The sequence below is a fragment of the Arthrobacter sp. C152 genome, assembly GCF_054890965.1.
Map to the genome: position 1 here is coordinate 188947 of NZ_JBTZSU010000004.1, position 24705 is coordinate 213651.

The 24705-nt window shown below is 67.7% G+C and carries 23 protein-coding genes; 14 read left to right on the forward strand and 9 right to left on the reverse strand.

Going from position 1 to position 24705, the window contains the following annotated elements; all coding sequences use genetic code 11:
* The first annotated feature begins 62 nt into the window (after positions 1 to 62).
* The 4 genes from ACYSM9_RS04665 to ACYSM9_RS04680 all read left to right on the forward strand — a co-directional run bounded on the left by ACYSM9_RS04665 (position 63) and on the right by ACYSM9_RS04680 (position 5096).
* Positions 63 to 2093 (forward strand): PTS mannitol transporter subunit IICBA, encoded by a 2031-nt coding sequence (locus tag ACYSM9_RS04665; protein ID WP_461855832.1) that lies wholly within the window; start codon positions 63 to 65, stop codon positions 2091 to 2093.
* Positions 2093 to 3256 (forward strand): mannitol-1-phosphate 5-dehydrogenase, encoded by a 1164-nt coding sequence (locus ACYSM9_RS04670; RefSeq protein ID WP_461855833.1) that lies wholly within the window; start codon positions 2093 to 2095, stop codon positions 3254 to 3256. Before ACYSM9_RS04665 ends, ACYSM9_RS04670 begins: the two co-directional genes overlap by 1 nt.
* 148 nt (positions 3257 to 3404) lie before the next feature.
* On the forward strand, positions 3405 to 3842 hold the full coding sequence (locus ACYSM9_RS04675; protein WP_461855834.1) for a MarR family winged helix-turn-helix transcriptional regulator: 438 nt from the start codon (positions 3405 to 3407) through the stop codon (positions 3840 to 3842).
* 27 nt (positions 3843 to 3869) lie between these two features.
* Positions 3870 to 5096: an MFS transporter gene (locus tag ACYSM9_RS04680; protein ID WP_461855835.1), complete on the forward strand. Its 1227-nt coding sequence runs from the start codon at positions 3870 to 3872 to the stop codon at positions 5094 to 5096.
* 92 nt (positions 5097 to 5188) lie between these two features.
* On the opposite strand, the gene ACYSM9_RS04685 is transcribed toward ACYSM9_RS04680, so the two are convergent.
* From ACYSM9_RS04685 to rraA, 3 genes are all read right to left on the reverse strand, one after another.
* On the reverse strand, positions 5189 to 6628 hold the full coding sequence (locus ACYSM9_RS04685; RefSeq protein WP_461855836.1) for a sugar porter family MFS transporter: 1440 nt from the start codon (positions 6626 to 6628) through the stop codon (positions 5189 to 5191).
* A gap of 213 nt (positions 6629 to 6841) precedes the next feature.
* The gene (locus tag ACYSM9_RS04690) at positions 6842 to 8497 is read right to left on the reverse strand and encodes an MDR family MFS transporter (RefSeq protein WP_461855837.1); all 1656 of its coding nucleotides are present in this window, start codon (positions 8495 to 8497) and stop codon (positions 6842 to 6844) included.
* A gap of 97 nt (positions 8498 to 8594) precedes the next feature.
* Complete coding sequence (gene rraA / locus ACYSM9_RS04695; protein WP_461855838.1) at positions 8595 to 9080, reverse strand: ribonuclease E activity regulator RraA; 486 nt, start codon at positions 9078 to 9080, stop codon at positions 8595 to 8597.
* 123 nt (positions 9081 to 9203) lie between these two features.
* On the opposite strand from rraA, the gene ACYSM9_RS04700 reads away from it, so the two are divergent.
* The 6 genes from ACYSM9_RS04700 to ACYSM9_RS04725 all read left to right on the forward strand — a co-directional run bounded on the left by ACYSM9_RS04700 (position 9204) and on the right by ACYSM9_RS04725 (position 14744).
* Positions 9204 to 10481: an MFS transporter gene (locus tag ACYSM9_RS04700; RefSeq protein WP_461855839.1), complete on the forward strand. Its 1278-nt coding sequence runs from the start codon at positions 9204 to 9206 to the stop codon at positions 10479 to 10481.
* A gap of 137 nt (positions 10482 to 10618) precedes the next feature.
* Positions 10619 to 11227, forward strand: a complete 609-nt coding sequence (locus tag ACYSM9_RS04705; RefSeq protein WP_461855840.1) for a TetR/AcrR family transcriptional regulator — start codon at positions 10619 to 10621, stop codon at positions 11225 to 11227.
* Positions 11228 to 11514: 287 nt separating this feature from the next.
* The gene (locus ACYSM9_RS04710; protein WP_461855841.1) at positions 11515 to 12711 is read left to right on the forward strand and encodes an NAD(P)-dependent malic enzyme; all 1197 of its coding nucleotides are present in this window, start codon (positions 11515 to 11517) and stop codon (positions 12709 to 12711) included.
* A gap of 113 nt (positions 12712 to 12824) precedes the next feature.
* The gene (locus ACYSM9_RS04715) at positions 12825 to 13328 is read left to right on the forward strand and encodes a DUF456 domain-containing protein (protein ID WP_461855842.1); all 504 of its coding nucleotides are present in this window, start codon (positions 12825 to 12827) and stop codon (positions 13326 to 13328) included.
* A gap of 40 nt (positions 13329 to 13368) precedes the next feature.
* On the forward strand, positions 13369 to 13740 hold the full coding sequence (locus ACYSM9_RS04720) for a nuclear transport factor 2 family protein (RefSeq protein WP_461855843.1): 372 nt from the start codon (positions 13369 to 13371) through the stop codon (positions 13738 to 13740).
* 26 nt (positions 13741 to 13766) lie between these two features.
* Positions 13767 to 14744, forward strand: a complete 978-nt coding sequence (locus tag ACYSM9_RS04725; protein WP_461855844.1) for a hypothetical protein — start codon at positions 13767 to 13769, stop codon at positions 14742 to 14744.
* Here the strand turns inward: ACYSM9_RS04725 and ACYSM9_RS04730 are convergent.
* Positions 14741 to 15382, reverse strand: coding sequence for a LysE family translocator (locus ACYSM9_RS04730; RefSeq protein WP_461855845.1), 642 nt, complete (start codon positions 15380 to 15382; stop codon positions 14741 to 14743). The genes ACYSM9_RS04725 and ACYSM9_RS04730 overlap by 4 nt on opposite strands.
* A 107-nt stretch (positions 15383 to 15489) precedes the next feature.
* Here ACYSM9_RS04730 and ACYSM9_RS04735 point away from each other — a divergent pair, with 107 nt between their 5' ends.
* On the forward strand, positions 15490 to 15945 hold the full coding sequence (locus tag ACYSM9_RS04735) for an Lrp/AsnC family transcriptional regulator (RefSeq protein ID WP_461855846.1): 456 nt from the start codon (positions 15490 to 15492) through the stop codon (positions 15943 to 15945).
* A 36-nt stretch (positions 15946 to 15981) separates the two neighbouring features.
* Here the strand turns inward: ACYSM9_RS04735 and ACYSM9_RS04740 are convergent, their stop codons facing one another.
* The 3 genes from ACYSM9_RS04740 to ACYSM9_RS04750 all read right to left on the reverse strand — a co-directional run bounded on the left by ACYSM9_RS04740 (position 15982) and on the right by ACYSM9_RS04750 (position 18662).
* On the reverse strand, positions 15982 to 16620 hold the full coding sequence (locus ACYSM9_RS04740) for a hypothetical protein (RefSeq protein ID WP_461855847.1): 639 nt from the start codon (positions 16618 to 16620) through the stop codon (positions 15982 to 15984).
* Entirely contained in the window at positions 16617 to 18113 is a 1497-nt protein-coding gene (locus ACYSM9_RS04745; RefSeq protein ID WP_461855848.1) for a WXG100 family type VII secretion target, read from the reverse strand. The genes ACYSM9_RS04740 and ACYSM9_RS04745 overlap by 4 nt, the downstream gene beginning before the upstream one ends.
* An 81-nt stretch (positions 18114 to 18194) precedes the next feature.
* Positions 18195 to 18662 carry an Lrp/AsnC family transcriptional regulator gene (locus ACYSM9_RS04750; protein WP_461855849.1) on the reverse strand — a complete coding sequence of 156 codons (468 nt, stop codon included), beginning with the start codon at positions 18660 to 18662 and terminating at the stop codon, positions 18195 to 18197.
* Positions 18663 to 18985: 323 nt separating this feature from the next.
* On the opposite strand from ACYSM9_RS04750, the gene gluQRS reads away from it, so the two are divergent.
* On the forward strand, positions 18986 to 19882 hold the full coding sequence (gluQRS, locus tag ACYSM9_RS04755; RefSeq protein ID WP_461855850.1) for a tRNA glutamyl-Q(34) synthetase GluQRS: 897 nt from the start codon (positions 18986 to 18988) through the stop codon (positions 19880 to 19882).
* 32 nt (positions 19883 to 19914) lie between these two features.
* The gene (locus tag ACYSM9_RS04760) at positions 19915 to 20130 is read left to right on the forward strand and encodes an AsnC family protein (RefSeq protein ID WP_461855861.1); all 216 of its coding nucleotides are present in this window, start codon (positions 19915 to 19917) and stop codon (positions 20128 to 20130) included.
* A gap of 38 nt (positions 20131 to 20168) precedes the next feature.
* Here ACYSM9_RS04760 and ACYSM9_RS04765 read toward each other — a convergent pair whose 3' ends face one another.
* Both ACYSM9_RS04765 and ACYSM9_RS04770 read right to left on the reverse strand, forming a co-directional pair.
* Positions 20169 to 21485 carry an ATP-binding protein gene (locus ACYSM9_RS04765; protein WP_461855851.1) on the reverse strand — a complete coding sequence of 439 codons (1317 nt, stop codon included), beginning with the start codon at positions 21483 to 21485 and terminating at the stop codon, positions 20169 to 20171.
* A gap of 107 nt (positions 21486 to 21592) precedes the next feature.
* Positions 21593 to 22540 carry an L-lactate dehydrogenase gene (locus tag ACYSM9_RS04770; protein ID WP_461855852.1) on the reverse strand — a complete coding sequence of 316 codons (948 nt, stop codon included), beginning with the start codon at positions 22538 to 22540 and terminating at the stop codon, positions 21593 to 21595.
* Between the two features lie 99 nt (positions 22541 to 22639).
* Between ACYSM9_RS04770 and ggt the strand changes: the two genes are divergently transcribed.
* Positions 22640 to 24490: a gamma-glutamyltransferase gene (gene ggt / locus ACYSM9_RS04775; protein WP_461855853.1), complete on the forward strand. Its 1851-nt coding sequence runs from the start codon at positions 22640 to 22642 to the stop codon at positions 24488 to 24490.
* Positions 24491 to 24705 lie beyond the last annotated feature (215 nt).

A 24705-nucleotide genomic window follows, 5' to 3' on the forward strand; every position in this document is an offset into this window, starting at 1 on the left:
GTACGTCGTCGTATCTATCGGACCATCCTGCGGAGCAGCAGGAATGACGGTTAGGAAATCACATGGCAACAGAGACAGTTGCAAAGCCCCGCACCAGCGCCAGGGTCCACGTCCAAAAATTCGGGACCTTCCTGTCCGGAATGATCATGCCCAATATCGGCGCCTTCATCGCCTGGGGCATCATCACCGCCCTCTTCATTGAGAAGGGCTGGCTGCCCGTTCCGCAGCTGGGTGGTTTTGGCGAGACCGGCGGTAAGCCGAACATCGGCCTCGTCGGCCCCATGATCACCTACCTGCTGCCCCTGCTGATCGGCTACACCGGCGGCAAGATGGTCTACGACGTCCGCGGCGGCGTGGTGGGGGCCATCGGCACCATGGGCGTGATCGTCGGTGCCGGCATCCCCATGTTCATCGGCGCCATGATCATGGGCCCGCTGGGCGGCTGGACCATGAAGAAGATCGACTCGATCTGGGACGGCAAGATCCGCCCCGGCTTCGAGATGCTGGTCAACAACTTCTCCGCGGGCATCTGGGGCGCGTTGCTGGCCCTGCTCGGCTTCTACGGAATCTCGCCGCTGGTAACGGCCTTCAGCACCGCGGCCGGCAATTTTGTCCAGTTCCTGGTCCAGAACGGCCTCCTGCCGCTGACCAGCATCTTCATCGAACCGGCCAAGGTCCTGTTCCTGAACAACGCCATCAACCACGGCGTGCTCACCCCGCTGGGCGTCCAGCAGTCGCTCGAGCAGGGCAAGTCCATCCTGTTCCTGCTCGAAGCCAACCCCGGCCCCGGCCTGGGCATCCTGCTCGCCTACATGTTCTTCGGACGCGGCGCGGCCAAGGCCTCGGCCCCCGGTGCCGCGATCATCCAGTTCCTCGGCGGCATCCACGAGATCTACTTCCCGTATGTCCTGATGCGTCCGCTGCTGATCCTGGGCGCGATCGCCGGCGGCATGACCGGCATCGCCACCCTGGCCATCACCAACTCCGGCCTGGTGGCCCCGGCGGCCCCGGGATCCATCTTCGCCGTCCTGGCCCAGACCTCCCGCGACAGCTACTTCGGCGTGATCCTCTCCGTGGTGCTGGCCGCCACCGTGTCCTTCCTCGTCTCCTCGCTTATCCTGCGCACCACCAAGCACAGCGATGAAGTGGACCTCGGCGACGCCACCTCCCGGATGGAGCAGATGAAAGGCAAGAAGAGCTCCGTTGCCTCCACCCTCACCGGAGCAGGCGGCGGGGCAGGTGCCGCCACGGGCGGCGGCGTCGGTGTCCTGGCCGGTCCCGTGCGCAACATCGTCTTCGCGTGCGACGCCGGCATGGGCTCCAGCGCCATGGGCGCCTCCGTGCTGCGGAACAAGATCAAGGCGGCCGGCTTCCCGGACGTGAAGGTCACCAACGCCTCCATCGCCAACCTCACCGACACCTACGACGTGGTGATCACGCACCAGGACCTGACCGAGCGCGCCAAGCCGGCCACCTCCAGCGCGGTGCACTATTCGGTGGACAACTTCATGAGCAGCCCGCGGTACGACGAGATCGTGGAGCTGGTCCGTGAAAGCAACACCGAAGGCGCGCCCGATGCCGGAACCAGCCAGGGCGCGCACGCCGCCGGCGCCCCGGTAGACGCAGCGCCCGCAGCAGCAGCGCCGCCCGCGCCGGCCGGCGGTGAGGTGCTGGCCCGGGAGAGCGTGGTCCTGAACGGCTCGGCCGCCACCCGGGACGCCGCCATCGACGAAGCCGGCCAGCTCCTGCTGGCGCGCGGCGCGGTTGACGAAGGCTACATCGCCGCCATGCACGAGCGCGAAGCCTCGGTGTCCACGTACATGGGCAGCTTCCTGGCGATCCCGCACGGCACCAACGCCGCCAAGGACCACATCCGCAAGTCTGCGGTGTCCGTGATCCGCTACCCCGAGGGCATCGACTGGAACGGCAAGGAGGTGAAGTTCGTGGTGGGCGTCGCGGGCATCAACAACGAACACCTGCACATCCTGTCCTCCATCGCCAAGGTCTTCACCAACAAGGAACAGGTCGCCCGGCTGGAGGCTGCCACCACGGAGGACGAAGTCCTGGAACTCTTCGGAAAGGTCAACGCATAGTGAAGGCAGTACATTTCGGCGCCGGCAATATCGGCCGCGGTTTCGTGGGCCTGCTCCTGCATGATGCCGGCTACGAGGTGGTGTTCGCCGACGTCGCCGAAGGACTCATCGCCCAGCTGGCCCAGGCGGACAGCTACGCCGTACACGAGGTGGGGGAGAACCCCGCCGTGCGGACGGTAGACAACTTCCGGGCACTGAACTCCAACGCCCAGGAAGCGGAGCTGGTTGCGGAGATCGCGACGGCGGACATCGTCACCACCGCGGTGGGGCCGCACATCCTCAAGTTCGTGGCCCCCGTCATTGCCAGGGGAATCGTGGCGCGGGAGCCGGGGCTGGCGCCGCTGCAGGTGATGGCCTGCGAGAACGCCATCAACGCCACGGACATCCTGGCCAAGGAGGTGGCAGCCCAGCCGGGCGCCGCCGCCGGGGCCCTTGACGGCAAGGTGGTGTTCGCCAACACCGCCGTTGACCGGATCGTGCCCAACCAGGAGCCCGGCCAGGGCCTGGATGTCACGGTGGAAACCTTCTACGAGTGGGTCATCGACCGCACACCGTTCGGGGGCGCCGCGCCGGCCATCCCGGGGGCCACCTTCGTGGACGACCTTTCCCCGTACATCGAGCGGAAGCTCTTCACGGTCAACACGGGCCACGCCTCGGCCGCCTACTTCGGGTTCGAGGCGGGGCTGGAAAAGATCTCCGACGCCATGGCGGACCAGGACGTTGCCGAGGACGTCCGGGCGGTGCTGGAGGAAACCAAGCAGCTCCTCGTTGCCAAGCACGGCTTCAGCAACGACGAACAGGAAGCCTACGTCCAGAAGATCCTGGTCCGGTTCTCCAACCCGCACCTGCCGGACACCGTCAACCGGGTGGGCAGGGCGCCGCTGCGCAAGCTGGGCCGGCACGAGCGCTTCATCGGACCGGCCGCGGAGCTGGCTGAACGCGGAGTCGTCCCGGAGGCGCTGCTGGGCGCCATCGCCGCCGCGCTGCGCTTCAACGACCCCGCCGACGCCGAGGCCACCGAACTTGCGGCCATCCTGGGCTCCAGCAGTCCGGCTGACGCCACCGCGAAGATCACGGGCCTGGAGCCGGAGCACCCGCTGTTCAGCGCCGTGGCCACGCTCGTGGAGGAACGGCAGGCGGAACTGGCGCGCACCTCCGCCTGACCGCGCGCAGCATCAACCGAAACAGGCACGACGTACCAGCAAAGGGCGACGCCGGCACTTTCCGCAAGTGCCGGCGTCGCCCTTTGTGTGCGCCCGGGCCCGGGCGCGGCCCATTGACTGTTAGGCCCCCTAAATGTTAGGGTACCTAATGATGAAAGATGCAGAACTGCAGGAGCTCGCCAGCGGGTTCCGCGAAGCCCTCCGCCAGAGCGTGTACCTCGTCCGGCGCCTTGACGCCGACGGCGAGCTCAGCGCCGCCCAGCTCAGCACCCTCAAGATGCTGCTGGGCGACGGCCAGCGGGTGGGCGAAATCGCCCGGAACCTCGGCGTCCGCGTCCCCAGCGCCACCGAACAGATCATCAAGCTCGAACGCGCCGGGCTGGCCCGCCGCGAGCCGGACCCGGCCGACTCCCGCGCCGTCCGGGTGGTCCTGACGCCTGAGGGCCGCGCCGCCGTCGACTCCGCGAACCAGCGCCGCAACGAAGTGATGGCAGGCCTCCTCGGTACGCTCACGGACCGGGACCGGTCCGCCCTGGCGGCCGCCCTGCCGGTCATCGAGAAGATCATCAACGCAGCCCGGAACTGATTTCCCCGACAACTAGGAGCACCCTCCATGGACGGCCAGCTCGCAGACACCCTGCAAGCACCTGAAACAACCCTGCAAGCCGAAAAGGCCTCGTTCCTGAAGCAGCCGAAGGCGGTGTGGGCCACAGCCCTCGCCGCCGTCTTCGCCTTCATGGGCATCGGACTGGTGGATCCCATCCTGCCCGCCATCGCCACCAACCTTGATGCCAGCCCCAGCGAGGTGTCACTGCTGTTCACCAGCTACTTCCTGGTCACCGCGCTGGCCATGCTGGTCACCGGGTTTGTGTCGTCGCGCATCGGCGGCAAGCGGACCCTGCTGATCGGCCTGGCCATCATCGTCGTGTTCTCCTCGCTGTCCGGCCTGTCCGGCAGCGTGGGCGAACTCGTAGGCTTCCGGGCTGGCTGGGGACTGGGCAACGCCCTGTTCGTGGCCACTGCCCTCGCCGTGATCGTCGGCGTGGCCAGCGGCGGCGCCGGCACCGCCATCATCCTCTACGAGGCGGCCCTCGGCCTGGGCATCTCGCTGGGCCCGCTCCTGGGCGCCCTCCTGGGTGGCTGGCAGTGGCGCGCCCCCTTCTTTGGCACCGCCGTCCTGATGGCTGCCGCCTTCATCGCCCTGATCGCCCTGCTGCCGAAGACCCCGTTGCCTGAGCGAAAGGTCCGCCTGCGCGATCCCCTCCTGGCGCTGGGGCACAAGGGGCTGCGGACGACGGCGGCCAGCGGCTTGTTCTACAACTACGGCTTCTTCACCATCCTGGCGTTCACCCCCTTCATCCTGGGCATGGACGCCTACGGCATCGGCGGTGTCTTCTTCGGCTGGGGCGTGGCCGTGGCCGTGTTCTCCGTCTTCGTGGCGCCGCCGCTGCAGACCCGCTTCGGCGCCGTCAAGGTACTGACGGGCACGCTGTTCCTGCTCCTGCTGGACCTGGCCGGGCTGGGACTGGCGGCCGGGCACTCGGTGCCCGCCGTCGTCGTCCTGGTCATCGCTGCCGGCGCCCTGCTGGGCATCAACAACACCATCTACACCGAACTGGCCATGGGCGTCTCGGATTCGCCGCGTCCCGTCGCCTCCTCCGGCTACAACTTCGTTCGCTGGATGGGCGGCGCGCTGGCCCCGTTCGCGGCCGCACAGCTGGGCGAGCACTTCGGACCGCAGGTGCCGTTCTTCGCCGGTGCCGTGGCCATGCTGATCGCCATCGGGATCGCCTTCGGCGGCCGGTCGTACCTCTCCGCGCACGAGCCGCACGTGGTGTAGCGCTTCTTCCAGGCCGAAACAGCAAACCCTCCAGCACACCAGGTGCGGGAGGGTTTGCTGTTTTAGCCCGAAAGCCGATGGGGCGGGCGTTGCTAGGCCTTCGCGGAGCCCTTGGGGACGAACAGGGTTTCGGCCTGTTCCAGGGACATGCCGTTGGTCTCCGGCACCTTGAACATCACGAAGAAGAAGGACGCGGCGGCGAACAGGGCGTACATCGCATACGTCAGCGGCAGCGAGCCGGCAGCCATCACCGGGAAGCTGAGGGTGATCACGAAGTTTGCCACCCACTGGCCGGCGGCGGCCAGGCCCAACGCGCGGGCGCGGATCCGGGACGGGAAGATCTCGCCCAGCAGCACCCACACCAGCGGCCCCCAGGACGCGCCGAAGCTGACCACGAAGACGTTCGCGGCCACCAGGGCCACGGGGCCCCAGGCGCCGGGCAGGGTGATGTTTTCACCGGAGCCGGTGGCGGAGGAGAACGCCACGGCCATGGCGCCCAGGGACACGGCCATGCCCACCGAGCCGGCCAGCAGGATGGGCCGGCGGCCTACCCTGTCCACCAGGGCGATGGCCACCAGGGTGACCAGGATGTTGGTGACGGAGGTTGCCACCGAGATCGCCAGGGAATCCTTTTCCTGGAACCCCACGGCCTTCCACAGGGTGGTGGAGTAGTAGAAGATCACGTTGATCCCCACGAACTGCTGCAGCACGGACAGGATGATGCCCACCCACACCACAGCCTGGAGCCCGAAAGTCCTGCCGCGCAGGGAACCCTTCTGGCCGGCCAGCTTGTCTTCCTCGATGGCGTCCTGGATGTCGCGGATGTGCCGGTCGGTGTCCTCGGCTGGGGCAATGGAGGCGAAGACCTTCCGTGCCTCCTCCTCCTTGCCTTTGAAGACGAGGAACCGGGGCGACTCGGGCAACGTGAAGGCGATCCAGCCGTAGGCCACCGCCGGCAGGGCCGCGGCCAGGAACATCCACCGCCACGATTCAATGCCGAGCCAGAAGGCCTGGTCCGCGCCGCCGGCGGAGGTGGCCAGGAGCGCGTCGGACAGCAGTGCGGCGAAGATACCCGTGGTGATGGCCAGTTGCTGCAGCGAGGCCAGCCGGCCGCGGACCTGCCGCGGGGAGATCTCCGAGATGTACGCGGGGGCGATGACCGAGGCCAGGCCGATGCCCAGACCTCCCACGAGGCGCCAGAACACGAGGTCCCAGACGCCGAAGGCGAAGCCGGTGCCGAGGGCGCTGAGCAGGAACAGCAGCGCACCGAGCTTCATGGCGGGGATGCGGCCGTGGCGGTCAGCCACCTTGCCGGCGAGGAACGCGCCCGCCGCGCAGCCCAGCAGCGCGATGGCGACGGCGAAGCCGGTCACCGCCTCCGAGAGCGCGAATTCCTCCTTCATGGCATCCACCGCGCCGTTGACCACGGACGAATCGAATCCGAAGAGGAACCCGCCCACCGCTCCCGCGAGCGCCAGCCAGATCACCCGCCGCGGTATCCCGGTGGTTGTCTGCTCCTGTGCAGTGGGCATGGTTCTCCCTGGGTCTGGGGGTTTGATGGATGCGGTGCGGACGTCGTCGGCTGCGGTACCGGCAAGAAGGGCCGGCGCACACGCGCTAAACAGTGTGGCACGTCACGGCGCGAGCTTCCACTTTGCGTACTCGGCCGCCGAGGGTGCAGGCGCAGAAACGGGAGGCAGCCATAAGGCTGCCTCCCGTTTGTGTCCGGTAAGGAAAGCGGGTTCCTAGTGGGCTGCCGCGGCTGCGGCCTCCGGCGAGGGTTTCTGGTCGGTCAGCTTCTTGCGCGGCAGGGCAAAGCTGATGAGGAATGCCAGGCCGGTCAGCACCGCGGCGGTGAGCATCACGGTGTCGATGGCACCGGCGAACCCTTCGGTGATGGGCCGGGTCAGCGTGCTGTTGGCCGTGTGCAGCCAGCTGGTGTCGTTCAGGGAATCGTTGGACGCCCCGTTCCTGAAGAAGTCGTACAGCTTGGCGTTGGCCGGATCCGACGCCACGGCGGGATCCTTCAGGACGGCGAGGTAGGCCGGATCCGACGTTGCAGCCTTCATGCCGTCCGCGATCCGGTTGGCGGCAAGGCTGAAGAGCATGGAGATGAACACCGCCGTACCCACTGCACCGCCCATGGAACGGAAGAACGCGGCGGAGGACGTTCCAACGCCCATGTCGCGCGGCGGAACCGAGGTCTGCATGGCCAGGGTGAGCGGCTGCATGCAGAAACCCAGCCCGACGCCGAAGAAGACGGCGATGAGCCCGGGAACCCACAGGGCGGTGTCCACCTGCAGGGACAGGCCCATCACCACGGCGGCGGCGGTGAGGATGCCGGTGCCCATGATGGGGAAGATCCGGAACGTGCCGGATGCGGAGATGGTGCGGCCCGCGGTGATGGAGCCGGACAGGATGCCCACGGTGAAGGTGATCATCATCAGGCCGGCCTCGGTGGGGGTGAGGCCCTTCACCAGCTGGAGGTACATGGGAAGCATGGCGATCGCGCCGAACATGCCGATGCCGATGATGAAGTTCAGCAGGGAGGACAGCCCGAATGTGATGTTGTGGAAGAGACGCAGGGGGATCAGGGCGTAGTCGCCGGCGCGCTTCTCGGCGAGCAGGAACCAGGCGATGCCCACCAGGCCGAGGCCGTAGCAGAGGAAGGAGTTCGGGGACGTCCAGCCCCAGGCGCGGCCCTGCTCGGCCACCAGCAGGAGCGGGACGATGGCCACGGTGATGGCGGCGGCGCCCCAGTAATCGATCTTCTGCTTCAGGTGCTTGGCCGGCAGGTGCAGGAACAGGAACACCACCACCAGGGCTGCAAGGCCGATGGGAAGGTTGATGAAGAACACCCAGCGCCAGCCGTCAAAGCCCAGGATGTTCTCCGAGCCGGCGAAGGCGCCGCCCACCACCGGGCCCAGCACCGAGGAAATGCCGAAGACAGACATGAAATAGCCCTGGAACTTGGCACGGTCCTTGAGCGAGACTATGTCGCCGATGATGGTCAGCGCCAGGGCCAGCAGGCCGCCGGCGCCCAGGCCCTGCACGCCGCGGGCCACCGCCAGCTCAGTCATCGAGTGCACCGAACCGGCGTACAGGGAGCCCGCCAGGAAGATGGCGATGGCCGTCAGGTACAGCGGGCGGCGGCCGAAGATGTCGCTGAGCTTGCCGTAGAGCGGTGTGCTGACGGTGGAGGTAATCAGGTAGGCGGTGGTGGCCCAGGCCTGGAGTGATAGCCCGTCCAGGTCATTGGCGATGGTGTAGATGGACGTGGAGACGATCGTCTGGTCGAGGGATGCCAGGAACATGCCCAGCATCAGGCCCACCATGACGGTGACAATCTGGCGTTGCGTCAGGGCTTCTCCGGGACCGTGCGCGGCAGGGGCAGTGGACATGGGTGCTCCAAGGGGAAGAAAAGGATTTAAGCAGCGATAGTTGCTTTCAGTAACTATCTTACCCGCTCTTTCTATTCCCCTCCCCGCAAACTTTTTCCTACGGCTCCACCAGGATGCCGTCCGGGTCGCACCAGACGGTGGCCCCGGGACGGAACGTCACGCCGTCGATGACGACGTCCACGTCAACCTCGCCCGCGCCGGCCTTCAGGCTCTTCTTCGGGTTGCTGCCCAGCGCTTTCACGCCGAGGTCCAGCCGCGCGAGGGCCTCGCGGTCGCGGATGGCGCCGTTGATGACGACGCCGGCCCAGCCGTTGGCGACGGCGCTTTCGGCAATCATGTCCCCCATCAGGGCTGTGCCCAGCGATCCGCCGCCGTCCACCACCAGCACGCTGCCCTGGCCCTGGGTGGCCAGCGTGGACTTCACCAGCGCGTTGTCCTGGAAGCAGCGGATGGTCCGCACCGGCCCGCTGAAGTGCGTCCGGCCGCCCAGGGACTGGAACTGCAGGGCCACGGAGGCCAGCTCGTCGCCGCGCTCGTCGTACAGGTCCGCGGTGTTCACGGCAGGGGTGGAAGCAGCAGTCATGTGGTTCTCCTTCGAGCCTCGGTGTACCGCACCGGCAAATCCCGCCCGCATGCGGCACAGACGCCGGGCAAGGCCCACGATAGTCTGATTTCCAGCATCAGCACCTGCCGGGGGGAACAAGATATGAGCCTGTCCAACACTCCGGTCCCGCCGGACCTTCCGCGGGCCACGACGGCGGCGCTCGCCGAACCGGCGCAGAAGGTCACCGCGCGCTGGGTCACAGGGCTGGTGCTGGTCAACGTGGGCATCAATGCCGCGTTCTTCGGGCCCATCAACATCTTTATCGCCCAGCAGGCCACCGGCATCGACGAAGCCAACAAGGAAGCCATTGCCTCCCTCGTACTTGGGTGCGGGGCCGCCGTATCCCTGGTTGCCAATCCGCTCTTCGGTGCGCTGTCCGACAGGACCGCCTCGGGTTTTGGCCGGCGTTCCCCCTGGGTCCTGACGGGTGCCATCCTGGCCACGGCAGCGTTGCTGGCATTGTCCGGGGCCACGGCTGTTGCCCTGATGGTGCTGTTCTGGTGCCTGGTCCAGCTGGGCGCCAACGCGGCCTACGCGGCCATCACCGCCGCCATTCCGGACCGCGTGCCGGTGCTGCAGCGCGGCGGGGTGGGGGGACTGGCGGCCCTGGGCCAGACGGTTGGGATCCTTCTGGGCGCGGTCTTCGGGGCGGTGGTTTCCGGGAACTTCATGGTGGGATACACCATGTGTGCGGCTGCCCTGCTGTTCTCCGTGCTGCCGTACCTGTTCCACCGGAACGACCCGCCGCTGCCCAGGGAGCTGCGCCCGCCGTTCTCGTGGGGCAGTTTCCTCCGCGGCTTCTGGATCAGCCCGGCGCGCCATCCGGACTTCGCGTGGGCGTGGCTCACCCGCTTCCTGGTCAACGTCTGCAACCAGCTGACCATTGTGTACCTGATCTTCTTCCTCACGGACGTCATCAAGCATGAGAACCCGGCGCTGGGGGTCCTGATCCTTACCGGCATTTATGCGGTGTTGGTGATGATTACTGCGGTGATCGCGGGGCCGTGGAGCGACCGGGTGGGCAAGCGCAAGCCATTCGTGATTGCCTCCTCCGCCATGATCGCCATGGCAGGCCTCACCATGGCGCTTTTCCCCGTGTGGACCGGCGCCCTGATTGGGGCCGGCATCCTGGGCGTCGGTTACGGCGCGTACCAGGCCGTTGACTTCGCCCTGCTGACGCAGGTGCTCCCGCAGGCCGCGGACCGTGGCAAGGATATGGGGGTCATTAACGTGGCCGCTTCGCTGCCGCAAGTGTTCGCGACGGGCCTCGCTTTCCTCGCGGTGACGCAATTCGGCGGGTACGGAACCCTGTTCACCACCGCGGCCGTCATCGGGCTGCTGGGAGCCGTTTTCGTCGTCAAAATCAAGGGCGTGGACTGACGCGCCCAGCCCTCGAACGGTAAGGCTGCTGACTGATGCGGCCGCGGGTGGTGACGTATAGTTGAGGCGGACTGCAGGGCGGTATGGATGGGGGCGCTCCAGGCAGCAGGCCCCTACCAGACAACCCCGGAATGCTGATGCCCGAGACTTTTTCAGATCATCCGCCCATGGCCGCCAGGCCTTCCGCTCCCCGCCAGCGCCTCCGGTATGCGCGGATCCTCGACACTGCGGCGGGCTTCGCCCGCAAGGGGCTTGATTCGGTGGAGTTGTCCGCTGTCGCAGAAAAGGCGGACGTGCCGCTGGGCACCCTGTACCGCTACTTTCCCTCGCCCACCCACCTGATGCTCGCCCTGTACCGGCACCAGCTCGACGAACTGCAGGGCGGCGCCCCGGGGTCGTCGGCGCGTTTCCGTGGCCGGGCCCTGTCCGGCCTGCTGATGGAGATCTTCCACATGCGGGTGATGCAGCCGGCAGTGGAACAGTGCCTGAGCCGTGGCGTCTACCTTCCGGACCGGGACACCACGGATCTCCTGCGCGAAATCGACGCGCTCAGCGAAAAACTCGTCTGCGGCGCCAGCGGCGATGAGGTGGGGGCGCGCGTGCTGCTTTTGACGGTCACTGGTCTGGTCCAGTCCGTCCGGAACCGCAGGCTTTCCCTCTTCGAGGCGGAGGAAGACCTCAAAAAAGCGTGCGCACGGCTCTCCCCGGAGGCGGAATCCGGGTTAACACTCACCAAAAGCGCGTAACCGGCCTAGACCAATCAGCTATTAAATCGGCCATAATGCCGTGACCTGCATCACTATGTTTGCTGGATAATCGTTTTGTCACCGTGCTTGTGCGTCGTTTGCGGTCAAGCGCGCCGCCCGGGCTTGCCTAGCATGGACCCATCGGAGCAGCAGGGAGTGAACATCCCCGGCGTTCCCACGGACCCGCCACCCATGGGTTTCCTGTCGCACCAGTTCCCATGCCGGGCCCGTCCGGGTCCCGGCCCCACGAAGCCGTGCGCCCACGGCGAGCACCAGGAGACAACGACGTGTCCATTGACGCAATCACCACCGACAATTCCGCCGCAACCGCGCTGACCGAAGACGAGATCTTCGGCGCCCACCAGGGCGGCAAGCTTTTCGTTGGCACCACCGTTCCGCTGTCCAACAAGCGCGACCTGTCCATCGCCTACACGCCGGGTGTTGCCGAAGTCAGCCGCGCCATCCATAACAAGCCCGAACTCGCCCGCACCCTGACGTGGGCCGAGCGCCTGGTGGTCGTGGTCAGCGACGGCACCGCCGTCCTGGGCCTGGGCAACATCGGACCCAGCGCCTCGCTGCCCGTCATGGAAGGCAAGTCCGCGCTCTTCAAGACCTTCGGCGACCTCGACTCCATCCCGCTGGTCCTGAACACCACGGACGTGGATGAGATCGTGGAGACCCTGGTCCGGCTGCGCCCCAGCTTCGGTGCCGTCAACCTCGAAGACATCTCCGCCCCCCGCTGCTTCGAGCTTGAGGAAAAGCTGATCGAAGCGCTCGACTGCCCCGTCATGCACGACGACCAGCACGGTACCGCCGTCGTGGCCCTTGCCGCGCTGACCAACGCCGCCAAGGTGACCGGCCGCGGGCTCGAAGGCCTTAAGGTCGTCGTTTCCGGTGCAGGCGCCGCCGGCATCGCCGTCGCCGAAATCCTGCTGGCCGCCGGCATCGGCGACGTCGTCCTGCTCGATTCCCGTGGTGTCATCAACAGCGGCCGCCCCGACCTCGCGGCCGACGCCACCAGCAAGAAGGCCGACATCGCCGGCCGCAGCAACCCGCGCGGCGTCACCGGCGGACCTGCCGAGGCGCTGGCCGGAGCCGACGTCTTCATCGGCGTCTCCTCCTCCAAGCTCGATGAGGCACACCTGGCCCTGATGAACCAGGACGCCATCGTGTTCGCCCTGTCCAACCCGGACCCCGAAGTCCTGCCCGAGGTTGCCGTTAAGTACGCCGCCGTCGTGGCCACCGGCCGCAGCGACTTCCCCAACCAGATCAACAACGTCCTGGCGTTCCCCGGCATCTTCCGCGGGGCGCTCGACGCCGGGGCCCGCCGGATCACCCCGGCCATGAAGCTGGCCGCCGCCAAGGCCATCGCCGACCTGGCAGCCGAGGACCTTGCCGCCGACTACATCGTGCCCAGCCCGCTGGATCCGCGGGTTGCCCCGGCTGTCACCGCCGCGGTTGCCGCGGCGGTCGAAGCGCAGTAGCTGCCACCGGTCCACAACCACGACGCCGGCGCCACCTTTCTCGAAAAGGCGGCGCCGGCGTCGTGCGTTCCCCCCAAGGCAGGGCCTCAAAACCGTGCCCCTAGACTGGGGCCATGAGCTCCGAGACCGTGGTGACCATCCTGTGCGGCCTGGCAATCCTGGTGGGCGTGGCGGGCACCATCATTCCCGTCCTGCCGGGAAGCGTCCTGATCGGTGTCAGCCTGCTGGCGTGGGCGATCTGGGGCGGGGCCGGGACAGCAGGATGGGTGGTTTTCGCGGTGGCCATGGTCTTCGTGGCCGCGGGCATGGCGGCCAGTGCCGTCCTCACCGGCAGGAAACTCAGGCAGCACGCGATTCCCAGCCGCAGCATCGCGGTGGCCCTCGCGGCAGGGGCGGTGGGAATGTTCGTCATCCCGGTGGTGGGGCTCTTTGCCGGCTTTGCCGCCGGCCTGCTGGCCAGCGAATTCCTCCGCACAAGGAATCTTTCGACCCCGGCGCGGTCCAGCTGGGCGGCCCTGAAAGCCACCGGCGTGGGCATGCTCGCCGAGTTCGGGCTGGCCTGCCTGGCGGCGAGCACCTGGGTCATCGGCGTGTGGATAGCTGCAGCCAACGGCTGAACCCGTTGCGCCGGCGGTTCCGCGCGGGTAAAACCGCAGTATGACCCAGCCTGCAGCCCGTGACCTTGTCGATGCGTGGATGGAAAAATACCAGGCGGCCTGGACCAGCAACGACCCCGGCGACATCCGCGCCCTGTTCACCGCGGACGCGCTCTACGAAACGCGGCCGCACGACCCCGATCCGTGGATGGGCCAGGACGGAATAGTCGCAGGCTGGCTGGCGGCCCGCGATGAGCCCGCCGACTGGACCTTCAGCTGGGAGCTGCTCGGGGCCGACGGCGACACCGCCTTTGTCCAGGGCACCACCACCTATTCGGGCGGCCAGCCCACCTACGACAACCTGTGGGTCATCCGCTTCGATGCGTCCGGCCGGGCAAGGAATTTCACCGAATGGTTCATGGCTCGGAAGTGAGCCGGCGTCCCCGCTAGCATGGAGTGATGACCCCCGGGGACACCGCACCGATCTTTTGGGACAGCCGGGACCTCACGCCGTTCGGGCCGGCCCGGCTGCGCACGCCGGTCCACGACCTTGCCGGCGGAGTGGGCGGCCTGCTGACGGGGGTGCTGGGTGGCCGCAATCCGGCGCTGCTGTCCATCGACGGCGAAGTGCCGCGGCTCAAGCGGCTCCTGCCCAAGCCGGCCAAAGCCGTCCACGAGGCCGTCTTCACCAGCCGCGAACCCGAGCGGCTGATCACCCTGGCGCGCGCCTATCCCGGCTGGGCCGGGCTCTGCTACCTCATGGCCGGGCTGCTCGTGTACAAGCACGGGGGCTACCTGCGCGCTTCTGAACTCCTGCAGCGCGGGCTCACCACGCGGAACGACGAGGACGCCAACCGCTACTCCTCCACCTACCTCACCCGGATCGTTACGCGCATTGAGCTGGCGGAGCGGGTGGAAATCCCGGTGCTCTTCAGTGAGGAATCCGTGTTCCTGGCACTTGCCCACTCGCTGCGCGAAACCGGGCGCACGGAAGCGGCGCTGGAGGCACTGGGCGGGTTGCCGCCGTCGCTCCCCATGGCACTGGCGCGCTGTTCCCTGGCGCTCACCTTGGGCCGCAGCAGGACGGTGATCGACTGGACGGAAGGGCTGCTGAACGCCGATGACCTTTCCGCCGCCCTGCTGCTGGTCCGCGCCCGCGCCCTGCGCAGGGAAGGCCGGCTCGACACGGCGCACCAGGCCCTCGCCGAGGTGCTGCGCCGCCGTAAGACACACCTCGCCCTCCGCAACGACGCCCTGACGGACCGCGCGCTGCTGGTGCTCGAGTCCAGCCGCCGGTCGCTGAACCCGCGTGACTGGGGACGCCGGCGGGAGGACCCGGAACCGCAGCGGGAGCTCGAAGCGCCGTCGCCCATCCGCAAGGACGAGGAGATGCGCCGGATCTGGGAGCAGGACTGGAAGAAGCTCAGCGACGGCTAGATCAGCGCGCCCAGCAGCGGCACCAGCTGCTCACCCAGCAGCACCGCGCCCAGGGCCACCATGATGACGCCGCTGGCGAGTGTCACCACCCGGGCAGCGCCCGGCCGGCTCTGCAGCAGGCTCCGGGAGAGCAGCGCCACCACCGTGTAGACCAGGCCGGCCAGTGCCACGAAGGTCAGGCCCAGCAGGCCGGACTGCACGGGAACGGGGAGGGCCGCATCGGCGCTGACGAACTGCGGAATGAGCGCCACGTAGAAGAGCAGCCCCTTGGGGTTGATGCCGCTGGTACCCATGCCCTGCAGGAAGGTCCGCACCTGGGTTCCCGCCCCGGCAGCCGCCGCCGCGCTGAAACTGGCTTCGCGCCAGGTCCGCAGCGTACCGACGCCGAGCCACAGCAGGTAGCCCGCGCCGGCCAGCGTGATCCAGGCCAGGACGCCCGGCATCCCCGACAGCAGGGCCGCCAGCCCCGCCACCAGCAGCACCGTATGCAGGACATAGCCGCCGCAGAGCCCGGCCACGGCGGGCACGAAGCTGCGCTGCCGGAGCCCGGCCGCAATGGTGTAGGCCCAGTCGACTCCGGGGGTGCAGGCCAGGGCGGCAGCCACCACGATAAAGGCCAGGAACAGCTCCGGATTCATGCGATTCTCCTGTCTACGTCCGTTACAGGAGCAACCATAGGGAGAATCCGGCCAAAAGTGCTGTCCAGTTTTCGCCCGCCTCACGGGCGGAGCAGTATGTTTATTGCGTGATAGATGCAATTGACAGAAGTATTTTGCGGCACCTGCAGGAGGACGGCAGGATGACTGCCACCGCGCTGGCCGCCAAGGTGGGCCTGACCGTGGCACCATGCCACCGCCGGCTGCGTGACCTGGAACAGTCGGGCGTCATCCGGGGATACCGGGCGGACGTCGATCCGGGCGCCATCGGCCTCGGCTTCGAAGCCATCGTTTTCGTCACGCTCCGGCAGGTGGACCGACCCACGATGGAGATCTTCGAGGACCGGGTGGCGGGCAACCCGAACATCGTCGAGGCGCAGCGGCTGTTCGGTTCGCCCGACTACCTCCTGAAGGTCATTGCCGCCGACCTGCCGGCGTACCAGCGGTTTTACGATACCGAGCTGACGTCGCTGCCCGGGGTGGAGCGGTTGACGTCCACGCTGGTGATGAAGAACCTGAAGTCCAACGCCGGGCCGCCGGTCTAGGTTCGCTGCAGGGGCGCCGCAGGCACCGCAGGGCGGTTACGCCAGCGGGTGGACGTGCACAATGATCACCTGGGTTTCCTTGCTGCCGTCGTACCGGAGGTCGTAGTTCACCTCAAGCCCCGTGCTGGTTCCGGAGGTGATGGAGAAGTCGCTCTTCGTGCCGGGGTCGCCCTGGACGCTGCTGATCCATCCCTCGGCCGACGCTGCGTCGATGCCGTACTTTGCCACGCCGTCCCGGATGAGGCCGACGTACTCCTCCAGCGACCCGGCCGTCAGGAAGTAGGTCACCTCCCGGAAGTCCGGACGCGACTGCGTGGTGTTGAACCGGATCCGGTCCGTTTCGCCATGGATCTCACCGGACGGGCCGGCGATGGTCAACGAGATCTTCCCGGCGTCCCGCGTGTTGATTTCGGGGCCGAAACTGTCATCGGTCAGCCTGACGGCCGCCTTCTGCAGCGTGCCGGACCTCATGTCCAGCCGTGCGGCCATGCTGTCCCGGATGGCGTCCACGCCGGCGGCGTCAAGGGTGGAAAATTCGGAAGTTTTCACGGTGCTCCCTGCGGAAGGTGGGGTGGCTGGGGTCGGGGTGGCGGGCGTGGGGGCGGCAGGCGTGCACGCGCCCAGGGCAAGCGCTGCCAGGACGGCAATGGCGGCCGTGCTGCGTGGTGCGCTCACTGGTGGACCTCCGCGTCGAACCCGTCGAGGAACCGGTCCATGATCTGCGGAATGTTGTTGGTGGGCCGGTACTGGTCCACCCGGCCGTCAAAGTCCGAGCCGATGATCTGCGCGGCGCGGTCCGGATCGGTGGCCAGCAGGTGCTGGTAGGCCGGCAGCGTATCCTGCCGGATCAGTTCCCAGCGCTGGTCCGCGTTGGCGATGTTGCCATCCGGGAATCCAGTAGTGAAATCGGTGCGGAACTGCGCCGGGTTGTCCCAGGAGGTGAAGGGGATGTTCTCCGGCCCCGGGCTTTCGACGCTGAAGCTGTACGGGAACACCTCCGGGTAGCTCTTTGCACCGGGGATGGAGGGCTCGCCGGCGAGCGTCACCATGTAGGTGACGGCTTCGCCGCCGGGGTGGCTGCGCATGGCGTCGTAGTCGTCGGCGATGATGTCGTTCTGCTCCCGGTACAGCAGTACGGTGTTGCCCTCCTGGACGCGGGCGGGGTCTCCCGAGTCGATGTCGGCCCATGCCCGCGCGGTGTCCGGATCGATGGCGCCGGAGTCGCGGAGCCGGTTGATCTCGTCGATGCCGCCGGTCAGGTACGCCTGGTGCTGGCGCGCCTGGTCAAGGAAGATTTCCTTGTTCATGTCCAGCATGCGGGTTTCGTAGTAGCGGATCTCCTGGTCGGTCATGCCGGCGAGCTGCTCCAGCTGGTCCAAAGCCGGGAGGGGGATGTCCGAGGCAGGGTTGTCCACGATCTGCTGGGCCAGGTCCCGGAGCATGGCCATGTCCTTGAAGCCGCCGGCGAACGACGGACCGATCATGTTGGCCATGCCCGCCCACTGCAGGTCCGGGTTGGCAAGGTAGGCCTGGCCGTAGAAGTCGTACACGCTGCGGATGGTGTCCCAGTTGTATTCGGTGCCCTTGGCGGTGTCCCAGTCCGAGAGGTCGATGCCCATCTCCTGCATAGCCTGGTTGTTCCAGTAGGAGCCCAGGAAATCCGCGTACACCCGGGATTTCTTATCGATCAGGCCGGAGTCGGCTGCTGCATCCATGGCGGCCTTGGCGGCGTCGGGGTGGTCAAGTGCCCACTGTTTGAACGCGTCGCTCTGCAGGTACTGGAGGCGTTCAGCCGGGGTCATGGCGGCCAGGGTGTCGGTGAGGTCCTGGGCCGTGCCGCCGGAGCCACTGGAATCCGGTCCGCCCGTGCCGTGCCCGCCTGTTCCGCCGCCGGCACTTCCGGTGCTGGCCTTCTCCTGCTCGTCCGCGTTCGCCAGCAGCGCCTTGGACGCCGTCTCCAGTCCGGCCGTGGCCGACCTGAGCAGCTTGGCGTGCGATGAGGTCCACTCGCTGCGGAACCTGTCGGCGTCGCGCCCTTTCCACAGCCCCGAACTGATGCTGCTGCTGAGCTGCTGTCCCAAGGCGTTCAGCCGGTTGGCGCTGCCGGCCAGTTCCTTGGCGAGCTGCCGGAGCTGGGCCACGTCGCTGCCGTAAAAATTCCCCGCCATGTGCTTCCCCCCGTTAGGATCTCCCGTGCCAGCCTAGCGGGGGCGGCCGGCATCGGCGATGGGGAGAGCTGCCCAGCCCTGTCAGTCCGCCTGGTCGCGGAGCAGCCCCGTGGTCCGGTAGGGGATTACCTCGCGCAGGAACATGCTGGTGGACGTCCGCACGATCCCCGGGCACAGCCGGATCTCTTCGGAAACCCGGTAGAGGTTGTCGGGGCTGGTGGCCACCACCCGGATCAGCAGGTCCGTGTCACCGGCCGGCGCATGGCATTCCAGGACTTCGGGGATTTCCCGGAGCGCGGCAATAGCCTCGTTGAGGTGGCTTTGGTCCAGCTCCGCGCTCACGGAGGCCGCCACGCCGCGGCCCAGCGCCGCGGGAAGGACCCTGCTGCTGTTCGGCCGCAGCGCTCCGGCCGCCGTCATCCGTTCCAGCCGTGACTGGACGGTCCCGCGGGCCAGCCCCAGCCGCTGCGCCAGCACCATGATGGGAACCCGCGGGTCCTCATCCAAGGCCCGGAGGATCCGCTTGTCCGTTGCGTCCAGTGTCTGCAAAGTGATCAGTCCCCGTCGAAGAAAGCGGCATGGAATAGTCAAACTGACCAGTCCAAGCCCGGCCGGTTGCACCAACTGTAGTAACCCTGCTCAAATGTTGGCAACCGGGAAGGGCCACCGCCTTCCCCGCCGGCTACAGGCCTTCCGGTACACCACCCGGACGCTGCATCCCCCTCCCGCAAGGAGGCGCCGCTGGTTGACTCTTGTTCACGCATCGTCATGCCACACCACATGGCAAGGGCCCCTGAACTACCGACGTCGGAATTTGACGGAAGTCATCGGTAGCTGAGGGGCCCTTGTGTTGTTCCGCCTAAGGTGGAGGAATGACCCCTGCCGGCCGCTTCGCCCCCAGTCCCTCCGGGGAGCTGCACGTCGGGAACCTGCGCACCGCCATGCTGGCGTGGCTCTTCGCTCGCTCCACCGGCCGGGCCTTCCTGCTCCGGGTCGAGGACCTGGACCGCGCCCGCGAAGGGGCGGAAGCCGGGCAGCTTCGCGACCTGCGGGCCATCGGCGTGACCTGGGACGGCGGGCCGGTCCGGCAGACGGACCGCGGCGGGCTCTACGCGGCCGCGATCACGCGGCTGGAAGAGGCCGGACTCACCTACGAGTGCTTCTGCACCCGGCGTGAGATCCAGGAGGCGGCGTCGGCCCCGCATGCGCCCCAGGGCGCCTACCCCGGAACGTGCCGCAACCTTGACCCTGCAGAACTGGAATTCAAGCGTTCCATGAGGCCGGCAGCCCTTCGCCTGCGCGCCGACGTCCACGGGTTTACGGTGCACGACGCCCTCCTCGGCCCGTTCACCGGTGTGGTGGACGACTTCGTGCTGCGGCGGAACGACGGCGTCACTGCCTACAACCTTGCCGTGGTGGTCGATGATGCCGCACAGGGCATAGACCAGGTGGTCCGCGGCGATGACCTCCTCCCGTCCACGCCGCGGCAGGCCTACCTGGCATCCCTGCTGCATGTTCCGGTTCCGGAGTATGCGCATGTTCCCCTGGTGGTCAACCACGACGGCGCGCGGCTGGCCAAGCGCGACGGCGCGGTCACGCTCACGGACCTCGCAGGCGCGGGCGTGCCGGTGGAGGCGGTCCGGGACCGGCTGCTTGCGTCCCTCGGGCTGCCCGCCGGAACCCTGGCGGACGCCCTGCCGGCATTCGACCCGGCCCGGCTGCCGCGGCAACCGTGGATCTGGGATCCGCCGGGCGTCAACAAACGTTGACGTGGTCCATGGCGTCAACTAATGTTGACGCCATGGAGGTGGACCGGATGAAGACGCTGGTTGGATCGATGGACGGCAAGGGCCCGGCGGAAGCGCTGTACGCCGTCGCGGAACTGCAGAAGGAGGTCAGCAGGGCCGAGGCCACGCTGGTCCGCAATGCCCGGCATGCCGGGCTGTCGTGGGAAGCCATCGCCCTCTGTCTGGGAGTCAGCAAGCAGGCCGTCCATCGGAAGTACGGAAAACAATAGGCCGCGAACGGTTCCGGGCCGGTGCTGCCCGCGGAAGGTCAGACGCGGCCCAGGGCGTCGATGTCCTCGAGGAAGTCCTGGTGCACTTCGGCGCTGACGGTGGTCCGGGTGTCGCGGATCGCATCCAGGTAATCCTGGGTGGAAGGACCCTTCCGCACCGCCTCCCGGACGGACACCTCGCCCCCTGACGCCAGCCCGCCGTCGTCGTACACTGCCTTCTCCAGCGCACGCTGGGAGGCGCTGCGGGCGGCGTACTCAATGTCCGCGGGCGAAAAGCCCTCCGTGCGTTCCACCAGCAGCTCCACATCCACCTCATCCACCACCGCGGCCGGAATGAAGCGCTGCCACATCGCCTCCCGCGCCTGCCGGTCCGGCAGGCCGATCGGGATGACGTAGTCGAACCGGCCGTGGCGCAGGAACGCCGAATCCAAGGCGCGGATGAAGTTCGTGGCGCACACCAGCAGCCTGCCGGGCTGTTCGCGGAACGCCGGGATGATCTTCAGCAGTTCGTTGGTGACGCCCTGCAGCGGCGACGGCGGATCCCCGGCGCGCTGGGCCGCGATCTCTTCCACCTCGTCGATGAACACCACCGCGTGTTCCAGTTCGGCGATCTCCAGGAAGGTTTCGCGCAGCGCACCGGCCAGGCCCTGGGGATCGGCGGCCAAGCGGGACGGGAACACCTCAACGAACGGCCATTCAAGCCGGGAGGCGATCGCCTTGGCGAAGGTGGTCTTGCCGGTCCCGGGCGGGCCGAAGAGCACGACGGCGCGCGGCGGCACCACGCCGAACTCGTCGGCAAGGTCGGCCTCGGCGAGGGGAAGCACCAGCCTGCGTTCGAGCAGTTCCTTTTCCCGGCGCATCCCGGCCACGTTCTCCCACAGGTCGCGGGCCAGGACCCGGCCGCCCAGCTGGCCCAGCGCGCCGAGCTCCTGCCGCTGGACGGGGATGGTGCGCTCGAAGTACCGCAGGTTCTTCTTCAGTGCGAACCCCCGGCCCAGGAACGCCTCCACCCGTGTTTCGGACTCCGGCATCAGGGCCGAAAGCTTGTTCAGCCCGTGCGGTGCCATGCGGTTTTCGACGGCGGCCAGCAGCGACGTGCCGATCCCGCGGCCCCGGTACTCGGGGAGGGTGGCCAGGAAGACGATCCAGCCCTGGTCGTGCGCAGCGCGGCCGACGGCGGCACCCACCACCTGCTCGCCCAGCACCGCCACCACCGCGTGGTCCTTCTCGCAGGAGGCGAGCACCTCGGAAAGGGCGTAGACGGGTTCGACGTTGTTCGCCTTGAGGGTCTCCCACAGGTGCAGGATCCCGTCCAGGTCGGCTGAATGGAAGTCCCTGATCCGCCAAGTGGTCATGCGTTACTCCTGTTGGTTCCTCGTTGAGCCGGCACAGCTTTCTGTTGGTGAGCATATGTGAACCGGCCCCCGGCAGGGGTTGCAGGGGCGTTGCATGACGCGGCCGGTTACAGCCCCAGCGTGCCCATCGTGTTCCGCAGGGTGTCGGCGGAATGCTGCAGGGCGGCGAGTTCCCCGGCGTCCATGGGCGTCTCCAGGACCCGGTGCACCCCGCCTCGGCCCACGATGCTGGGCAGGGACAGGGCCACCCCGGAAATCCCGTACTGCCCGGACAGCACCGTGGAAACCGGCAGGACGGCGTTGTCATCACGGAGCAGCGCCTCCACGATCCGGGCGCCGGAGAGGCCGATGGCGTAGTTGGTGGCACCCTTGCCCGCGATCACCTTGTACGCGGCCTGGGTGACTTCCCGGGCCGTGTCCGTGAGGTAGCCGGGCGTGAAGATCCGTTCGCCGCCGGCGGTCCAGTCGCGGATCGGGATGGGGCCGATCGTGGCGCCGGACCACAGCGGGAACTCGGTGTCGCCGTGCTCGCCCACCATGCTGGCGTGGACACTGGCCACGGACACCCCCGCACGGCGGGCCAGCAGCCAGCGCAGCCGGGAGGTGTCCAGGACGGTGCCGGAGGAGAAGATCCGTTCGGTGGGGAGCCCGGAGATGCGCTGCGCGGCCACGGTGAGGACGTCGCAGGGGTTGGTCACCAGCACGTAGACGGCGCCGGGGGCCCGTTCGAGCAGTTGCGGCATCAGCTGTTCGAGGATGCGGACGTTGGTCCCGGCCAGGTCCAGGCGGCTTTGGCCGGGGTTCTGCTTGGCACCTGCCGTGATGACGACGACGTCGGCCCCCTCCGTCACGGCGATGTCCCCGCCGCCCGTGACCGAGGCCGAGGCTGCCGCGAACTGGCTGCCGTGGGCGAGGTCCAGCGCTTCGGCCTCGGCCTTGGCCGCATTGACGTCGAACAAGGCGATGTTGCTGGCAGAACCGCGGATCAGGGCGGCGTACGCCAACGAGGTGCCGACGCTTCCCGCTCCCACCACTGCAAGCTTGGATCCTGGCATGGTCTACCCCTTCCCGCGGAGGGTACCGCTGGCCGTTGAGTGTGCCCCACCTGAAGGGTAGCGTGGCCCACATCACTCGAACCCCATTTAGGAGCCACCATGCCACATTTCGGACGCCGGCTCGCAGCTGTAACCGCCGCGCTGGCGGTGAGCGTGACCACCGGGGCCATCAGCCCGGCTTTTGCCACAAACCAGCATGAGGCTGATGAACGACACACCGACAAGGACCCCACTGCCACCGGGTACGGCGGTGCGGTCAGCACAGTGGACCCGGAAGCCTCGGCGGCGGCCATCGACGTCCTGAGCCACGGTGGCAACGCGGTGGATGCCGCCGTCGCCGCCGCAGCAACCCTGGGGGTGACCGAGCCGTACAGTGCGGGCATCGGTGGCGGCGGCTACTTTGTGTACTACGACGCGAAGTCCGGGAAGGTCAGCACCATCGACGGCCGGGAGACCGCGCCCGCCGGCATCAAGCACGACGCCTTCATCGATCCCGCCACCGGCAAGCCGTACAACTTCACCCCGGAACTGGTCACCAGCGGCGTCTCGGTAGGCGTTCCGGGAACGCCCGCCACGTGGGAGCGGGCATTGGAACGGTGGGGCAAGTTCAGCCTGAAGAAGGCGCTGGAACCTGCCATTGAGGTTGCCGAACGCGGGTTCGTGGTGGACGATACCTTCCGCAGCCAGACCAAGGACAACCAGGTCCGGTTCGCAGCCTTCACCTCCACCAAGGACCTGTACCTTCCGGGCGGCCAACTCCCGGAAGTGGGCTCGGTCTTCAAGAACCCTGACCTTGCCGAAACCTACGAGCTGCTGGCCAAGGAAGGCATGGACGCTTTCTACACCGGCCCCCTCGCCGAAGAGATCGCCAAGACCGTCCAGCAACCGCCCAAGTCCCCGGACACCACACTGCCCGTTCCCGTGGGTTCCATGACCACGAAGGACCTCGCCAACTACAAGGCCCTGGACCAGGCCCCCACCCACGTGGACTACCGCGGTTACGACGTCTACGGCATGGCGCCCTCCAGCAGCGGCGGCACCACCGTGGGTGAGTCCCTGAACATCCTGGACGTGTTCAACCTGCCGGCCCTGAAGAAGGACAAGCCGGCCGTCCTTCACCACTACCTGGCGGCCAGCGCCCTGGCCTTCGCGGACCGGGCAGCGTACGTGGGCGACCCCGCGTTCGTGGATGTTCCCACGAAGGCCCTGACAGATCCCATCTTCGGCAAGGAGCGCGCCTGCGAACTCGATCCCAACCATGCGGCCACCAAGCCGGTCGCGGCCGGCAACGTGAAGTCGTATGACGGCGCCTGCCCGGTCGATCCCGCCGCCCTCCCGGAGGAGAAGGACACGGAGAACATCTCCACCACCAACATGACGGTCTCCGACAAGTGGGGCAACGTGGTCGAATACACGCTCACCATCGAACAGACCGGTGGATCCGGCATTGTTGTGCCCGGCCGCGGGTTCCTGCTGAACAACGAGCTGACCGACTTCTCCACGGAGTACAAGGCCACGGACCCGAACCGGATCGAGCCCGGCAAGCGCCCGCGGTCGTCCATGTCGCCCACCATCCTGCTGGAGGACGGCAAGCCGTTCCTGGCCCTGGGCTCTCCGGGCGGTTCCACCATCATCACCACCGTGCTGCAGACGCTGGTGAACCGCATCGACCTGGGCATGAGCATCCCGGACGCCATCGCCGCTCCCCGCGCCGCGCAGCGGAACACCGCGAAGGTCACCGCGGAACCGGCCTTCATCGACAAGTACGGCGCTGCCTTGACCTCGCGCTTCGGGCATGAGTTCACCCCGTCCGGCGACTCGTTCTCGTCCGCGTCGGAAATCGGCGCGGCCACGGCGATCGAGTTCCTGGAGGACGGGCGCGTGCTCGCAGCCGCTGAGCCCGTCAGGCGCGGCGGCGGATCGGCGATGGTGGTCAAGCCGGTCAAGTGACCGGAGAACTCCACCGTTAAACCCCGACGGCGGCACCTGGGCTGGTAGGTTCCAGAACCCAGGCGCCGCCGTCGGACGTTGCAGGCGGTTACTTCTTGAAGGTCTCAGCCGGAGCGTTGGCGATGACCGGGGACATTCCGGTGTAGCCGTCGCGGGTTTCGGCGATTTCGCGGATGCGGGTGCGGCAGGCGTACCAGCCGGCGACCATGAGGATG

What these genes read in the sequence shown, in the direction of transcription:
- ACYSM9_RS04665 (WP_461855832.1), top strand. Translation starts at nt 63, where the DNA reads ATGGCAACAGAGACAGTTGCAAAGCCCCGCACCAGCGCCAGGGTCCAC.
- ACYSM9_RS04675 (WP_461855834.1), top strand. Translation starts at nt 3,405, where the DNA reads ATGATGAAAGATGCAGAACTGCAGGAGCTCGCCAGCGGGTTCCGCGAA.
- ACYSM9_RS04680 (WP_461855835.1), top strand. Translation starts at nt 3,870, where the DNA reads ATGGACGGCCAGCTCGCAGACACCCTGCAAGCACCTGAAACAACCCTG.
- ACYSM9_RS04685 (WP_461855836.1), bottom strand. Translation starts at nt 6,628, where the DNA reads ATGCCCACTGCACAGGAGCAGACAACCACCGGGATACCGCGGCGGGTG.
- ACYSM9_RS04690 (WP_461855837.1), bottom strand. Translation starts at nt 8,497, where the DNA reads ATGTCCACTGCCCCTGCCGCGCACGGTCCCGGAGAAGCCCTGACGCAA.
- rraA (WP_461855838.1), bottom strand. Translation starts at nt 9,080, where the DNA reads ATGACTGCTGCTTCCACCCCTGCCGTGAACACCGCGGACCTGTACGAC.
- ACYSM9_RS04700 (WP_461855839.1), top strand. Translation starts at nt 9,204, where the DNA reads ATGAGCCTGTCCAACACTCCGGTCCCGCCGGACCTTCCGCGGGCCACG.
- ACYSM9_RS04705 (WP_461855840.1), top strand. Translation starts at nt 10,619, where the DNA reads ATGCCCGAGACTTTTTCAGATCATCCGCCCATGGCCGCCAGGCCTTCC.
- ACYSM9_RS04715 (WP_461855842.1), top strand. Translation starts at nt 12,825, where the DNA reads ATGAGCTCCGAGACCGTGGTGACCATCCTGTGCGGCCTGGCAATCCTG.
- ACYSM9_RS04720 (WP_461855843.1), top strand. Translation starts at nt 13,369, where the DNA reads ATGACCCAGCCTGCAGCCCGTGACCTTGTCGATGCGTGGATGGAAAAA.
- ACYSM9_RS04725 (WP_461855844.1), top strand. Translation starts at nt 13,767, where the DNA reads ATGACCCCCGGGGACACCGCACCGATCTTTTGGGACAGCCGGGACCTC.
- ACYSM9_RS04730 (WP_461855845.1), bottom strand. Translation starts at nt 15,382, where the DNA reads ATGAATCCGGAGCTGTTCCTGGCCTTTATCGTGGTGGCTGCCGCCCTG.
- ACYSM9_RS04745 (WP_461855848.1), bottom strand. Translation starts at nt 18,113, where the DNA reads ATGGCGGGGAATTTTTACGGCAGCGACGTGGCCCAGCTCCGGCAGCTC.
- gluQRS (WP_461855850.1), top strand. Translation starts at nt 18,986, where the DNA reads ATGACCCCTGCCGGCCGCTTCGCCCCCAGTCCCTCCGGGGAGCTGCAC.
- ACYSM9_RS04760 (WP_461855861.1), top strand. Translation starts at nt 19,915, where the DNA reads ATGGAGGTGGACCGGATGAAGACGCTGGTTGGATCGATGGACGGCAAG.
- ACYSM9_RS04765 (WP_461855851.1), bottom strand. Translation starts at nt 21,485, where the DNA reads ATGACCACTTGGCGGATCAGGGACTTCCATTCAGCCGACCTGGACGGG.
- ACYSM9_RS04770 (WP_461855852.1), bottom strand. Translation starts at nt 22,540, where the DNA reads ATGCCAGGATCCAAGCTTGCAGTGGTGGGAGCGGGAAGCGTCGGCACC.
- ggt (WP_461855853.1), top strand. Translation starts at nt 22,640, where the DNA reads ATGCCACATTTCGGACGCCGGCTCGCAGCTGTAACCGCCGCGCTGGCG.